14 protein-coding genes and 1 tRNA gene are annotated in these 13,455 nt (G+C 67.3%); 4 read left to right on the top strand and 11 right to left on the bottom strand.

The genetic code is table 11. The annotated features are described in order from the left end of the window. Positions 1-52: 52 nt before the first annotated feature. Positions 53-892 carry a 16S rRNA (adenine(1518)-N(6)/adenine(1519)-N(6))-dimethyltransferase RsmA gene (rsmA, locus tag B0B01_RS09685; protein WP_076649679.1) on the top strand — a complete coding sequence of 280 codons (840 nt, stop codon included), beginning with the start codon at positions 53-55 and terminating at the stop codon, positions 890-892. A 3-nt stretch (positions 893-895) separates the two neighbouring features. On the opposite strand, the gene B0B01_RS09680 is transcribed toward rsmA, so the two are convergent. The 4 genes from B0B01_RS09680 to B0B01_RS09665 all read right to left on the bottom strand — a co-directional run bounded on the left by B0B01_RS09680 (position 896) and on the right by B0B01_RS09665 (position 4,819). Further along, positions 896-1,411 (bottom strand): DUF4167 domain-containing protein, encoded by a 516-nt coding sequence (locus B0B01_RS09680; RefSeq protein ID WP_407675271.1) that lies wholly within the window; start codon positions 1,409-1,411, stop codon positions 896-898. Between the two features lie 303 nt (positions 1,412-1,714). After that, a complete protein-coding gene (gene prmC, locus B0B01_RS09675) occupies positions 1,715-2,545 on the bottom strand; it encodes a peptide chain release factor N(5)-glutamine methyltransferase (RefSeq protein ID WP_076649677.1) in 831 nt (276 codons plus the stop codon). Continuing rightward, positions 2,542-3,597 carry a peptide chain release factor 1 gene (gene prfA, locus B0B01_RS09670; RefSeq protein WP_076650163.1) on the bottom strand — a complete coding sequence of 352 codons (1,056 nt, stop codon included), beginning with the start codon at positions 3,595-3,597 and terminating at the stop codon, positions 2,542-2,544. The genes prmC and prfA overlap by 4 nt, the downstream gene beginning before the upstream one ends. A 58-nt stretch (positions 3,598-3,655) precedes the next feature. After that, positions 3,656-4,819, bottom strand: a complete 1,164-nt coding sequence (locus tag B0B01_RS09665) for a M20 aminoacylase family protein (protein ID WP_076649676.1) — start codon at positions 4,817-4,819, stop codon at positions 3,656-3,658. A 65-nt stretch (positions 4,820-4,884) separates the two neighbouring features. On the opposite strand from B0B01_RS09665, the gene mazG reads away from it, so the two are divergent. Further along, positions 4,885-5,715 (top strand): nucleoside triphosphate pyrophosphohydrolase, encoded by an 831-nt coding sequence (gene mazG, locus B0B01_RS09660; RefSeq protein ID WP_076649675.1) that lies wholly within the window; start codon positions 4,885-4,887, stop codon positions 5,713-5,715. A 296-nt stretch (positions 5,716-6,011) separates the two neighbouring features. Then, entirely contained in the window at positions 6,012-6,254 is a 243-nt protein-coding gene (locus tag B0B01_RS09655; RefSeq protein ID WP_076650162.1) for a glycine zipper 2TM domain-containing protein, read from the top strand. A gap of 91 nt (positions 6,255-6,345) precedes the next feature. Here the strand turns inward: B0B01_RS09655 and eno are convergent, their stop codons facing one another. From eno to B0B01_RS09620, 7 genes are all read right to left on the bottom strand, one after another. Beyond that, positions 6,346-7,623, bottom strand: a complete 1,278-nt coding sequence (gene eno, locus B0B01_RS09650) for a phosphopyruvate hydratase (RefSeq protein WP_076649674.1) — start codon at positions 7,621-7,623, stop codon at positions 6,346-6,348. A gap of 129 nt (positions 7,624-7,752) precedes the next feature. Then, the gene (locus B0B01_RS09645; protein ID WP_076649673.1) at positions 7,753-8,172 is read right to left on the bottom strand and encodes a Fur family transcriptional regulator; all 420 of its coding nucleotides are present in this window, start codon (positions 8,170-8,172) and stop codon (positions 7,753-7,755) included. Between the two features lie 117 nt (positions 8,173-8,289). Then, entirely contained in the window at positions 8,290-9,048 is a 759-nt protein-coding gene (locus tag B0B01_RS09640) for an endonuclease/exonuclease/phosphatase family protein (RefSeq protein ID WP_076650161.1), read from the bottom strand. A gap of 280 nt (positions 9,049-9,328) precedes the next feature. Further along, complete coding sequence (locus tag B0B01_RS09635; protein WP_143733040.1) at positions 9,329-11,284, bottom strand: BCCT family transporter; 1,956 nt, start codon at positions 11,282-11,284, stop codon at positions 9,329-9,331. 484 nt (positions 11,285-11,768) lie between these two features. Further along, positions 11,769-11,842 (bottom strand) — tRNA-Gly (locus tag B0B01_RS09630). A gap of 74 nt (positions 11,843-11,916) precedes the next feature. Next, entirely contained in the window at positions 11,917-12,243 is a 327-nt protein-coding gene (locus B0B01_RS09625; protein ID WP_076649672.1) for a YnfA family protein, read from the bottom strand. Between the two features lie 50 nt (positions 12,244-12,293). Continuing rightward, positions 12,294-12,614: a DMT family transporter gene (locus B0B01_RS09620; RefSeq protein ID WP_076650160.1), complete on the bottom strand. Its 321-nt coding sequence runs from the start codon at positions 12,612-12,614 to the stop codon at positions 12,294-12,296. 266 nt (positions 12,615-12,880) lie between these two features. Between B0B01_RS09620 and B0B01_RS09615 the strand changes: the two genes are divergently transcribed. Beyond that, positions 12,881-13,366: a DUF2478 domain-containing protein gene (locus B0B01_RS09615; RefSeq protein ID WP_200805413.1), complete on the top strand. Its 486-nt coding sequence runs from the start codon at positions 12,881-12,883 to the stop codon at positions 13,364-13,366. Positions 13,367-13,455 lie beyond the last annotated feature (89 nt).

The following is a 13,455-nucleotide window of genomic DNA, read 5'->3' as shown; positions in this document are numbered from 1 at the left end:
CCCGTCGCCCTTGCGGGCGACTCCCCCGGGATATTTCCGGCCAGAAGAAGCCGTGAGCGGGCTCGATGCGCTGCCGCCGCTGCGCGAGGTGATCGCGGCGCACGGGCTTTCGGCGCAAAAGGCGCTCGGGCAGAATTTCATCCTGGATCTGAACGTCACCGCCCGGATCGCGCGGCTGGCGGGCGATCTTTCGGGGCATGACGTGCTCGAGATCGGGCCCGGGCCCGGGGGGCTGACGCGCGGGCTGCTGGCGGAAGGCGCGCGCCGCGTGGTCGCGATCGAGCGCGACCGCCGCTGCCTGCCGGCGCTCGAACAGATCGTGCGGGCCTGCCCGGGGCGGCTTGTGGTGATCGAGGGCGATGCGCTGGCGGTCGATCCGCGCGAGCATCTTGATCCGCCGGTTCGGGTGGTGGCGAACCTGCCCTACAATGCGGGGACCGAGCTTCTGATCCGCTGGCTCACGCCGGAGCAATGGCCGCCGTTCTGGGACAGCCTGACGCTGATGTTCCAGCGCGAGGTGGCCGAGCGCATCACCGCCGCACCGGGGAGCAAGGCCTATGGGCGGCTTTCGGTGCTGGCACAGTGGCGCACGCAGGCGCGGATCGTGATGCGCCTGCCGCCTGCCGCATTCACCCCGCCGCCCAGTGTCTCGAGCGCGGTCGTGCAGGTGACGGCGCTGCCGGCGCCGCGGTTTCCGGCCGATGCTGCGATCCTCGAGCGGGTCGTGGCCGCGGCCTTCAACCAGCGGCGCAAGATGCTGCGCAGCGCGCTGAAGGGTATTGCGCCCGACATAGCGGCGGTGCTGGCCCGTGCCGGGCTGTCGCCGGAGCTGCGGGCGGAACAGGTCTCGGTCGAGGGGTTCTGCGCGCTCGCGCGGGCGCTGGCCGGCTGACCGCTATTCGGCGGCTTCGGGCGTGTTCCCGCCGGCTTCGGCACCGTCCCCGGAACTGTCGTCGGATTTGTCCTCGGTCTTGCGGGGGGTGCGGCGGCTGCGCGCGGGGCTGCGCCGCGGGGTCTTGCGCGGGGCCGCCTCGGGCGTTTCGACAAGGTCGCTGTCGCCGGATGCGGCGGGGTCGAGCACCTCGTCCGCTGCATCGGTTCCGGCGCCGTCGTCATCGCCCGGGCCCTGCCGGGCGGCCTCCGCGCGGTCGCGTTCGGCCTGACGCTCGCGCTGCTGGCGCTCCTGTTCCTCGCGGCGCGCTTCCTGTTCCTCGCGGCGGGCGTCGATCTCGCGCTGGGCCTCGCTCAGCAGGCGCAGGTAATGTTCGGCGTGCTGCTGGAAATTCTCGGTGGCGATGCGGTCGTTGGAGAGCTGCGCATCGCGGGCGAGCTGGTTGTATTTGTCGATGATCTGCTGCGGCGTGCCGCGCACCTTGCCCTCGGGGCCGGAGCTGTCGAAAACGCGGTTCACGACATTTCCGCCGGACGCTGGACGATTGCGGTTCGACTTCGACCGCGAGCGGGATTTGGACGATCTCATAGGTCTTGTGTCAGCCTTGCTATGCACTGCTCTCTGATCCGGGGTGACGCATGACGCGTGCAGTTTGAACGGATCACAGACTTTAGGGCTTGGATCGCGGGAGAGCCTCAACAGCCTCTGCAGCCGCAATACCCAAGCAAGAAACACGTTCCGGCCCGCCATTCAAGGGGTTGGGTGGAAAATTCTGCATATTTTCGGCCCATGCCGGCAATTTTCACGCCCTGCGGGCGATTTTCAGCCCATCCTGGCGCAGATCACGCGGGCGCGCCCGTCGAGATCGGGCAGGATCCGCACATCGAACCCGGCACCCGCAAGAAGGCCGCTGACAGCCTTCCCCTGGGTCGGGCCGATTTCGAACAGTGCACGCCCCCCCGGAACAAGATGATCCGCAAGGCCCGGCACGATCCGCCGATAGGCGCCGAGCCCGTCGCCGCCATCGCTCAGCGCCATTTCCGGCTCGTGGCGGCGCACACCGGGCGCCAGGTCCCGCATCTCGGAACGCGAGATGTAGGGGGGATTGGCGACGATCAGGTCAAACCGTTCAGGAACATCCGAGAACCAGTCGGAACGGCGGATGTCCGTGCGCCCGGCGACCTCGTGCAGAACCGCGTTGGCGCTGGCCTGCAGGCAGGCGGATTCGCTCAGGTCCACGCCGATGCCGGTCGCATCCGGGCGCTCGGCCAGCAGGGTGACGAGAATGCACCCCGACCCCGTGCCAAGGTCGAGCACCCGCGTGAACGGCTCGGCAAGCGCGGCCTCGACCAGGGTCTCGGTCTCGGGGCGGGGGTCCAGAACCTCGCGGCTCACCTTGAAGCGGCGGCCGTAGAATTCGCGCTCTCCGACCAGATGCGAGACCGGCACATGAACGGCGCGCAGCGCCACGAGATGCTCGAACCGTTCGGCGATCTCGGGCGCGAGATCCTCGGGCGCGATCAGCGTGACGCGCATGGCGTCGATCCGTGCCGCATGGGCCAGAAGGATGCGCGCGTCGCGGGCGGGGCTTGCGATACCGGCCGCCCGCAGCCGTGCGGCGGCATCGGCCATGGCTTCGGCGGCGGTGCTCATGCGCCCATCTCGGCAAGCTGGCGGGCCTGGGCATCGGCGCGCAGGCTGTCGATCACCTCGCCAAGGTCGCCGTCCATGATCTGGTCGAGCCGGTAAAGCGTCAGGTTGATACGGTGATCGGTCATGCGCCCCTGCGGAAAATTGTAGGTGCGGATCCGTTCGGAGCGGTCACCGCTGCCGACCTGTGCCGCGCGCTCGGCGCTGCGGCTGGTCCGGGCGCGCTGGCGTTCAAGGTCGTAGAGGCGCGATTTCAGCACCTGCATGGCGATCTCGCGGTTGCGGTGCTGGGATTTTTCGGAACTGGTCACGACGATGCCGCTGGGGATATGGGTGATCCGCACCGCTGAATCGGTCGTGTTCACATGCTGCCCGCCGGCGCCGGAACTGCGCATGGTGTCGATGCGCAGGTCGTTCGCGTCGATCCTGACATCGACATCCTCGGCCTCGGGGAGCACGGCGACCGTGGCGGCCGAAGTATGAATGCGCCCGCCGCTTTCGGTGCTCGGCACGCGCTGCACCCGGTGCACGCCGCTTTCGAACTTGAGCCGTCCGAACACGTTGTCGCCGCTGATCCGCGCGACGACCTCCTTGATGCCGCCAAGCTCGGTGTCCTGCTGCTCGACCAGGTCGAACCCCCAGCCGCAGGTTTCGGCATAGCGCTGATACATGCGCAGCAGGTCGGCCGCGAAAAGCGCGGCTTCCTCGCCGCCGGTGCCGGGGCGGATTTCAAGGATCGCGGCACGTGAATCCGCCTCGTCCCGCGGCAAGAGCGCAAGCTGCAGGTCATGTTCGGCATCGGGAAGGCGCGCGCGCAGATCGGCCAGTTCCTCGAGCGCGAGCGCGCGCATGTCCGGGTCTTCGAGCAGCCCCGCGGTCTCGTCGATCTGGCGCCGCAGATCCTGCCAGGCGGCGATCTGCGCCACCACCGGGCGCAGTTCCGAATATTCACGCCCGAGCCGGGCCATCTCGTCCGCATGGCTGCCGTCGGCCATGCAGGCTTCAAGATAGGCAAACCGCTGCGCGATCTGTTCCAGGCGTTCTTCGGAGACCATGGCCGCCATGTCGGCCATCAGGGCGCCGGGGTCAAGAAAAACCGCCCTGCCGGGCGGGTCAGCCGAGCGGCTGGGCGCGCTCGACGAGGCGGGCGAAGAACGATGCGCCGACGGGGGCGATCGCATCGTTGAAATCGTAATCCGGCTGATGCAGCCCGGCGCTGTCGCCCTGCCCCAGGAACAGATAGGCGCCGGGGCGGGCCTCGAGCATATAGGAGAAATCCTCGGCCCACATCTGCCGCCGGGCGGCGATGTCCACGCGGTCGGAACCGACGACCTCTTCCGCGACCTCGGCCGCGAATTCGGCCTTTTCGGGCGTATTCACCGTCGCGGGATAGCTCGGCACGAATTGCACCTCGGCAATGGTGCCGAAACTTTCCGCCTGCCCCGCGGCGATCTGCGCGATGCGTTCGCGCACCATCTGCTGCACATGCGGCTCAAAACTGCGCACCGTGCCGCCGAGCCATGCGCGGTCGGCGATGACGTTATCCGCCGTGCCGCCGTGGAACTGCGTGACCGACAGCACGAGGTCGTCGCAGGCGTCGTGATTGCGGCTGACGATCGTCTGCAGCGCCTGGGCGATTGCGCAGGCGGCAATCAGCGGGTCGCGGGTCTTGTGCGGCATGGCGCCATGGCCGCCCTGCCCGGTCACGTCGATGCGGAAGGTCGCGACCGAGGCCGCGACCGGCCCCGGCGTCGTGTGGATATGCCCCTCGGGCAGGCCGGGAAGGTTGTGCAGCGCATAGACCTGTTCGATTCCGAACCGCTCCATGATGCCCTCTTCCACCATGACGCGCCCGCCGCCGCCGCTCTCTTCGGCCGGCTGGAAAATCAATGCGACGCGCCCGGCGAAATTGCGCGTCTCGGCCAGATAGCGCGCGGCACCCAGCAGCATGGTGCTGTGCCCGTCATGGCCACAGGCATGCATTTTCCCCTCATGGCGGCTGGCATAGGGTTTCCCGGTCTGTTCGGTGATGGGAAGCGCGTCGAAATCGGCGCGCAGCCCGATGGTCGGCCCCGTCGCGCGTCCTTCGATGATCGCGACCATGCCGGTTCGGGCGATTCCCTCGTGCAGTTCGTCAACGCCCGCCTCGCGCAGCCGTTCGGCGATGAAGCCCGCAGTCTTCGGACAGTCGAAGCCAAGTTCGGGAATCGTATGCAGATACTGTCGCCATGCGGCCATGTCCTCGGCAAACTCGGCGATGCGATTGACGACAGGCATGGGCTGGACTCCTCCCTCGGACGTGGTTTTCCCTGCCATGTGACATCTAACGAAAGGCCAAGGCAATGCCCGACGATTCTCCCGCGCCGCGCGACGCAGCCGCCGCGCAGGCCATGATCCGCCTGCTTTCGATCATGCGTGCCCTGCGCGATCCCGACCATGGCTGCCCCTGGGACATCGAGCAGGATTTCGCGAGTATCGCCCCCTATACCATCGAGGAAGCCTTTGAGGTCGCCGATGCGATCGACCGGCGCGCCTGGGACGATCTGGCCGGGGAACTTGGCGATCTGCTGTTCCAGAGCGTCTATCATGCCCGGATGGCGGAGGAATCCGGCCTGTTCGACTTTGCCGAGGTGGCCGGGCGGATCTGCGACAAGATGGTGGCGCGCCATCCCCATGTGTTCGGCAGCGAGCCGCGTGACAAGAGCGCCGAACAGCAGACCCGCGACTGGGAGGCGCTGAAAGCCCGCGAACGCGCCGGGCAGGCGCAGAAAGGCGTGCTCGACGGGGTTGCGCTCGGCCTGCCGGCGCTGATGCGGGCGGTAAAGCTGCAGAAGCGCGCGGCACGGGTCGGGTTCGACTGGCCCGATGCCGGCGGGGTGCTGCGCAAGATCGCCGAGGAGACCGAGGAACTCGCCGCCGCGCGCGCGGGCGAGGATCCGGCTGCCGTGGAAGAGGAATACGGCGATCTGCTGTTCACGCTTGCCAATCTCGGCCGTCATCTCGGGCTCGACCCGGAAACGGCGCTGCGCCGCGCCAATGCGAAATTCACCCGCCGGTTCGGCGCCATCGAGGCGCGGCTTGCCGAGCAGGGAAAGACCCCGGCCGGGAGCAGCCCGGAAGAGATGGACAGGCTCTGGAACAGCGTCAAGACGACCGAGGCCGAAGGTTCCTGAACCGCGAGCCCCTAAGGCGAAACTGCGTAAATCAAGGACATGGAACGCGATAGGCCGCCAAGCTGTTGCCGCGCAGCTACGGGCGCGCCGGTTTCCGCCGGCGCTGCGGCTGAAAACCCCCGCGAAAGCCGTATCATCGCCGCTGCACCGTCCGGCGCCACATTGCGTTCGTTTCGGGATGCGCTACTGTAAGGCCTTGGCGTTGCATCAACCCGTGTAAACGTCGGCAACGACATGTCCTTGAAAGGAGATTTGACGTGAAAAAATGGATCATCGGAATCGTCGGCGCTTCGGCGATGTCCCTGAGCCTTGCAGCCTGTGACAACATGACCAGCCAGCAGCGGACTGTCGCCGGTGCAGCCGGCGGTGCGGCGGCGGGCCTCGTTGCCGCAGACGCGCTCGACGCGAATTCGAACTGGAAAGTGATTTCCGCGCTCGGCGGCGCCGCTGCCGGCACCATGGTTGCCCAGAACAACCAGCGCAAGGTCTGCGCCTATGCACGTGGCGACGGCACCTATTACGAGGCGCCCTGCCCGTAACCCCACGCCCGCCCGTCGCCCGGAGCCCGGGCGGCGGGCCTGTCCGATCCCTGCGGATCAGACGCCCCGTCCGGGTCGTGCTGGCCGCGGGTCAGGCGCGCAGGATCGACCGCCCGGCATAGATCGCGCTGTCGTCCAGCATTTCCTCGATGCGGATAAGCTGGTTGTATTTCGCCAGCCGGTCCGAGCGCGCAAGCGAGCCGGTCTTGATCTGGCCGCAGTTCGTCGCCACCGCAAGGTCGGCGATGGTGGTGTCCTCGGTCTCGCCCGAGCGGTGGCTCATGACATTGGCATAGGCGGCGCGATGGGCGATCTCGACCGCCTGCAGCGTTTCGGTCAGCGTGCCGATCTGGTTCACCTTGACCAGCATCGCATTGCCGCAGCCCCGCGCGATCCCGTCCGAGAGCCGCGCGGGATTGGTGACGAACAGGTCGTCGCCCACCAGTTGCACCCGGTCGCCGATCGCTTCGGTCAGCGCGCGCCAGCCTTCCCAGTCGTCCTCGGCCATGCCGTCCTCGATCGAGATGATCGGGTAATCCTTGACCAGGGCGCCCAGGTAATCGACGTTTTCCTCGGGCGTGAGCGACACTTCCTCGCCGTCGAGCATGTAAAGCCCGTCGCGGAAATATTCGGTCGCGGCACAGTCGAGCGCAAGGCAGATGTCGTCGCCCGGCGTGTAGCCGGCCTTTTCGATCGCTCGGAGAATGAAATCGAGCGCCTCGCGGGTCGAGGCGATGTCGGGCGCGAAACCGCCCTCGTCACCGATGCCGGTTGACAGCCCCGCCGCCGAAAGTTCGCGCTTGAGGGTATGAAAGACCTCGGCCCCCATGCGCACCGCACCGGCGATATTCTCGGCGCCGACCGGCATGATCATGAATTCCTGGATGTCGATCGGGTTGTCGGCATGTTCGCCGCCGTTGATGATGTTCATCATGGGCACCGGCAGCACCCGGGCCGAAGTGCCGCCGACATAGCGATAGAGCGGCTGGCCGGTGCTGAGCGCCGCCGCGCGCGCCACCGCGAGCGACACCCCGAGGATCGCATTGGCGCCGAGCCGGCTCTTGTTCCGGGTGCCGTCCATCTCGATCATGGCCAGGTCGATCGCGACCTGATCGCTGGCCTCGCAGCCGATCAGCGCATCGGCGATCTCGCCGTTCACGGAAGCGACCGCCTCCAGCACCCCCTTGCCGAAGTAACGGGACCGGTCGCCATCGCGCCGCTCGACGGCCTCGTGCGCCCCGGTCGAGGCACCCGACGGCACCGCCGCACGCCCCCAGCTTCCGTCCTCGAGGCTCACATCCACTTCGACCGTGGGATTGCCGCGGCTGTCGAGGATTTCGCGGGCGTGGATATCAATGATCGTGGTCATGTCGGGCTGTCCGTCGTTACTGATTGACGCAGACCTTCTAGCCGGGTCGGACCGGCGGGGAAAGGGGCTGTGCGACGCCGCCCCCTGCCCCTTCGCGGAGAGTCGCCCGGACCCGGCCGGGGCTGCGCGTCAGTCGCGATTCTTTTTCAGCGGCACGCCATACAGCTCGAGCCGGTGGCCGTGCAGCACGTAACCGAGCCGCTCGGCAATGCGCTCCTGCAGGGCCTCGATCTCGGGGTCCACGAATTCGATCACCTCGCCGGTGGTCATGTCGATCAGGTGGTCGTGGTGGTCGCGGTCCGCATCCTCATAGCGGGCGCGCCCGTCGCCGAATTCCAGCCGCTCGAGAATGCCGGCCTCCTCGAACAGCTTGACCGTGCGATAGACCGTGGCCAGCGAAATCCCGGAATCGAGCGCGCTCGCCCGTGCATGGAGCTGCTCCACATCGGGGTGGTCGTCGCTGTCACCAAGCACCCGCGCGATGATGCGCCGCTGTTCGGTCAGACGCAGACCGGCGGCCTCGCAACGGGCAATGATCGATTCCGACATCTCGGCGTGTTCTCCTTCCTGCGGCGGCTCCGCCTGCGCTCGTGCCCTGGCCCCCCGGCGCATCATGCCCGCCCGGCCGGGATCGGGGCACGGGCGCAATGATCGGGGGCGCATTGATCAGGGGTGCAGGCCGGCATCAACGATACCCTGTTCATGCTGCAGCAGAGCGGGGAGCACAAGGTCGGCCCAGACCGGCAGGTGATCCGAGGCAAACCGCGCCGGGCGCCCGCCCCAGACGCCGTGGCCGCTTGCCCGCAGGCCCCCGCCCAGCGCGATCCGGTCGAGCGGCCCCATGGGACGCGGCGCCGGATAGCTCGGCAACGGCGGCAGAAAGGTCATGCGCGGCGCGTGGCTGTCCAGGGCCGGCAGCCGCGACCATTCGTTGAAATCACCGGCCCAGACGGTCGGGATGTCGGGCAGCCGGGCACAATAGGCCGCGAGGCTGCGGATCTGTTCATAGCGGTCGCGGGTGATCAGCCCCAGGTGCAGCCCGATCACCCGCACCCGCCCCTGCATGGTGTCGAATTCGGCCCGCACGGCGCCGCGCGGCTCAAGCCCCGGAAGCGGGATCTGGTCCATCTCGATCAGGTCGAGCGGCGCGCCCTCGCGCCAGATGATCGCGTTGCCATGCCAGCCGAGCGACCCCTTGGGCCCGAAATCGGCAACCCGCCAGCCCGCGGCGGCCAGCACCGGCGGCGGCAACGCCGCCGGGCGCGGCGGCAGGCGCTTGTCGGCCTCCTGCAGCACGACGATATCGGCCTGCAGCCCGTCCAGCACCCCGACGATGCGGCGCGGCAGGCGACGCAGATCGAGTCCGATACATTTCTGGACATTGTAACTGGCCAGCCGCAGCAGGCCGGAGCGTTTCACTGGCATCATGTCGGAACGGGCATCGCGCTGTTTTCCGGGACGGGCATGGCGGTTGCGGTCATTGCGGGGCGGTCATTGCGGAACGATCCTTGCGGGCCTTGGACATCGCTCCCGCCAGAGCGGCCCGGCCGGAGCGATGCCTTCAATGTGGTCAATCGAACCTGCTCTGGCAAGACCGGGCCAGTCCATGGTCCACGCCCAACGGTTAAGGTGGCGTTTCCGCCGGCCTGCGCGCATCCATCCGCCGCACGGAACTGCTGGGCCCGCGCAGAGGGATGTTGCGGCATCAGCCGCTGCGCCCGCCGCCGTCCGCGGGTGGCAGGCGACGGCGACGGCGGCGCGTGGCGATGGTCGCCGCATCGCCCGAGGCAAGATGGTCGGGGCGCCGCCGCCCCCGCGGCTGGATCCGGCCGGGATCGAGCGTGCGCAGGATGTCCTCGGCGCTCACGATCTCGCCCTCTTCGGCGGCCTCGACATACCAGGCCACGAGATCGGGATCGGTGCTGTTGAACCAGCCGCCGGCGCCCTCGTCCTTGGCCACCTCGCTGGTGCTGAAGACGAAATCGTCGCCGTGATCCGCAATCCCGAGCCGCACCCCCTGCGCGATGGCCGCGCGCGCATATTTCGAACGCAACAGATAGGGATCGGTGCGCAAATCCCTTGCCCAGGCGACCATGATGCCCATGACCACAAAGGCAAAGGGCAGCGCCGAAACCACCATGATCGACTGCAGCCCCGAAAGCGCATCCTCGCCCCCCGCCAGCAGCAGCGAAATCGCCGTCAGCCCCAGCAGCACGCCCCAGCTGATGGTCACCCCGGCCGAGGGCGAGGGCTGGCCGCGCTGGGTCATCGAGCTCATGACGATCGAGGCCGAATCCGCCGAAGTGACGAAAAAGACAAGGATCGACAGCATGGCCAGGATCGGCGTGATGCCGGACAGCGGCAGGTTCGCCAGCACGTTGAACAGCAGCGCCTCGGGCGCCTGCGAGGCATCGACGCCCATGTCGTTGAGACTCATGTACATGGCCGTTCCGCCGAAGATCGCGAACCAGGTGACACAGACCATCGACGGGATCAGGACCACCACGGTCACGAATTCGCGCAGCGTGCGCCCGCGCGAGATCTTGGCGATGAACAGCCCGACAAAGGGCGCCCAGGTGATCCACCAGGCCCAGTAATAGGTGGTCCAGTCCGCCATGAAACTGGCGGTCTGCGCGCCCTGATTCGGGTTGCGCAGCAGCATCACCCCGAGTTCGCGGAAGAACGAGATGATCGCCGCCGGATAGAAGTTCAGCAGAAACAGCGTCGGCCCCGTCACCAGCACGAGCAGCGCCAGAAGCCCCGCGACCACCATGTTGAGATTCGACAGGATGCGGATGCCGCGCGAAACGCCCGAAACCGCCGAGATGATGAAGGCGCAGGTCAGGACCGACATGGTGACGATGATGAACAGGTTGCCGAGCTTGCCCCAGCCGGTCACGATCTCGGTGCCCTGCGCGATCTGCAGCGCCCCGATCCCGAGCGAAATGGCGGTGCCGAACAGCGTGACGATGATGGCGAAGATGTCGATCACCGCGCCGATCCAGCCGCGGGTCGCACTGCCGAAGACCGGCTCGAAGATCGCCGAGATCAGCGGCGGACGCCCGCGCCGGTAGGAGTTATAGGCAATCGCGCCGCCGACCAGCGCATAGAACGACCAGGCGATCGGCCCCCAGTGCAGCGCGGTCTGGGCAAGCGCGGTCTGCGTGGCGTCGACGCTCCCCGGTGCCACCTCGAAGCCATAGGGCGGATCAGCGAAATAGATCAGCGGCTCGTAAGGGCCGTAGAACAGAAGCCCGATCCCCATGCCGGCCGAAAACAGCATGGCGACCCAGGACACGGTGCTGAATTCGGGCTCCTCATCGTCGGCACCAAGCCGCACGCCCCCTGCACGCCCGTAACCGAGCACCATCATGAAACCGAAGATCGCGATCGCGAGAACGCCGAACATCCAGCCGAAATTGGCCGTCACCCAGCCGAGCGAGACATTCCCGACCAACGTGATGCCCCCGGGCTGAACCACGGCCCAGATGACCACGCCGAGGATCAGCAGCCCGGAAACCGCATAGACCACCGGGTTGGTGCCAAAGACGTAATGGGTGCGCTCGACCCCGATGCCGGGAATCAGCGCCGGATGGACCAGTCCCGGACCGGGGTCGATCATTTCCCCGACCACCCGGCGGGCCTGATGGCGCACCCGCATCGCCCGCGACCCGGGCTCGCCCCGCGGGTCCGCGCCGCTTCCGGCAGCCGATGAACCCGGTTGGGATCGCTGCGGATTTCCTGTGTCGCCGGAGTCTTCTGACTGATCGCTCATGATTCCCGCCCGCCTGCTGGTAACCTGATGCTATCTGTTTCCACCGTCTGGATAATCAATCTGCGAGGTCAGGAAGTTCGCAGTCATCGCCCCGGACCCTGCGTCGTGATTGAACGGCGGCGGGGAGTCGCATCCCCCGTCATGCGCAACCACATGTCCCGGTCAAACGCGCTCATGCCGGGTGCCGGATGCCGGCCACGAGAATCTACGTCGCACGGGATTCGCATGGCTGCCCCCGGCAAAGGCTGCCCGCGGCGCCTCGCCCGGGATGCCATGGCCGCGACGGGGCGATGGATTGGCAGGGTGTCCCGCGGATGGCTCCGGCGCGGGACAGATGGCGCCGTAACTTATTGATTTAACCGGTAATGTTTGGAGCGGGTGAAGGGAATCGAACCCTCGTATGCAGCTTGGGAAGCTGCCGTTCTACCATTGAACTACACCCGCGACAGGAGCCGTGGATACACTTGCAGGGTCGCCAGATCAAGCGCGTTGACGCAGGTCGGGCCGCGAGGCCGGCGTCAGCCGCCCCGGGGCGCCCAGAGGATGATGGCCGCGCCCGAAAGGCAGATCGCGGCGCCCAGCAGATCCCAGTGGTCGGGGCGGTGCCCCTCGACCGCCCAGAGCCAGAACAGCGATGCAACGATATAGATGCCACCGTAAACCGCATAGGCGCGCCCCGCCTGATCGGCCGGGCTGAAGGTCAGCGCCCAGGCGAAGAAGGCGAGCGCCGCTATCCCCGGCACCAGCCAGAGGATGCTCTGGCCAAGCCGGAACCAGGCCCAGAAGGCAAAGCAGCCGGCGATCTCGGCAAGGGCCGCCGCAACGTAGATGGTGAGTGCCTGCATGGATTCACCCCGCGCCGCCGCCTAGGGTTTCCGGCGCCCTCGACCCGCCTTCATTCGGCACTGGCGAGGCGCATCAGGATGATCCCGCCGATGATCATCGCGGCGGCAAGCACCCGCATGGGCGAAAGCGTTTCACCCAGGAAAGCGGCACCTGCAATGAACGCTCCGGCGGCGCCGATGCCGGTCCAGATCGTATAGGAGGTTCCGAGCGGGAGCGATTTCATCGCCACCGCCAGCATGCCGAAGCTGATCAGAACGGTCACGATGGTGACGATCGACGGCATCAGCACGGTGAACCCATCGGATTTCTTCATCGCGAATGCCCAGACGATCTCGAGCAGCCCGGCAATCAGAAGGATGATCCATGCCATGGTCGAACCCCGCATTGATAGAGGTCGTGATTCACGCCGTCATTCAGGCCGTCGGCTTTGCCGGACTCGGCGCCGCCGGGTTCCCCGAACGGATTTGCCTGCCCCTAGCATCCGCGAATCACTCTGGCAAGCCGCAGACTGCGACGCTTTTCCGCAAGCCCTGCCTCTTGTCAGGGGGCGGGCGGCGCTCCATTCTACAGGGAAGCGACCCCCGTATTCGCATTCGTATCCGTATTCCTCTCCGCAAAGGTGCCGCGATGTCCGCCATGCACAGAATTGCCGTTGTCGAAGACGCGACGAGCGCCGAGGCCGCCGACTGTCTGGACCGGGCGGTCGCGGGCTGGCAGGCCGCGGGGCGCCGGGTGGCCGGCGTGCTCGCGCTGCGCGACGATGCGCCCGAACGCACCTGTTCGGCCGGCTTCCTGCGCGACATCGGCTCGGGACGGGATTTCAGCATCCATCTCGACACGTCGCCCTCGGATACTTCCTGTCACCTTGACGCGGAGGGCGTGACTGCCGCCTGCGCCGCGCTGATCGGGCAGATCCCGGCCAGCGACGTGGTGGTACTCAGCAAGTTCGGCAAGCTCGAATCCATGGGGAAAGGGCTGTTCCCGGCGTTCGAGGCCGCGCTTGCCGCCGGGCGGCCGGTCGTGACCACGATTTCCGAAAAGCATCGCGCCGAATGGGAGGCTTTCGCCCCCGACGCCACCTACCTGCGGGGCACCGCGCTCGAGGGTTGGCTCGAAAGCTGAACCGCCGTGCGGCACCATCCGATCACCATCCGCCCGAGCCGGGGCGGGCGCAGGGTTTGCCCCGCACCCTCTTTCAACGGTCAGGCATT

Source organism: Pontibaca methylaminivorans, assembly GCF_900156525.1.
Taxonomy (GTDB): domain Bacteria; phylum Pseudomonadota; class Alphaproteobacteria; order Rhodobacterales; family Rhodobacteraceae; genus Pontibaca; species Pontibaca methylaminivorans.
The sequence above is the reverse complement of the archived record's forward strand: the minus strand, read 5'-3'. Positions and strand labels throughout refer to the sequence as shown.

Bases quoted from the DNA above. Each gene is read 5' to 3' on its own strand.
- prmC (WP_076649677.1), bottom strand. From the start codon at position 2,545: ATGAGCACCGCCGCCGAAGCCATGGCCGATGCCGCCGCACGGCTGCGG.
- prfA (WP_076650163.1), bottom strand. From the start codon at position 3,597: ATGGTCTCCGAAGAACGCCTGGAACAGATCGCGCAGCGGTTTGCCTAT.
- B0B01_RS09665 (WP_076649676.1), bottom strand. From the start codon at position 4,819: ATGCCTGTCGTCAATCGCATCGCCGAGTTTGCCGAGGACATGGCCGCA.
- mazG (WP_076649675.1), top strand. From the start codon at position 4,885: ATGCCCGACGATTCTCCCGCGCCGCGCGACGCAGCCGCCGCGCAGGCC.
- B0B01_RS09655 (WP_076650162.1), top strand. From the start codon at position 6,012: ATGTCCCTGAGCCTTGCAGCCTGTGACAACATGACCAGCCAGCAGCGG.
- eno (WP_076649674.1), bottom strand. From the start codon at position 7,623: ATGACCACGATCATTGATATCCACGCCCGCGAAATCCTCGACAGCCGC.
- B0B01_RS09645 (WP_076649673.1), bottom strand. From the start codon at position 8,172: ATGTCGGAATCGATCATTGCCCGTTGCGAGGCCGCCGGTCTGCGTCTG.
- B0B01_RS09640 (WP_076650161.1), bottom strand. From the start codon at position 9,048: ATGCCAGTGAAACGCTCCGGCCTGCTGCGGCTGGCCAGTTACAATGTC.
- B0B01_RS09635 (WP_143733040.1), bottom strand. From the start codon at position 11,284: ATGCGGGTGCGCCATCAGGCCCGCCGGGTGGTCGGGGAAATGATCGAC.
- B0B01_RS09625 (WP_076649672.1), bottom strand. From the start codon at position 12,243: ATGCAGGCACTCACCATCTACGTTGCGGCGGCCCTTGCCGAGATCGCC.
- B0B01_RS09620 (WP_076650160.1), bottom strand. From the start codon at position 12,614: ATGGCATGGATCATCCTTCTGATTGCCGGGCTGCTCGAGATCGTCTGG.
- B0B01_RS09615 (WP_200805413.1), top strand. From the start codon at position 12,881: ATGCACAGAATTGCCGTTGTCGAAGACGCGACGAGCGCCGAGGCCGCC.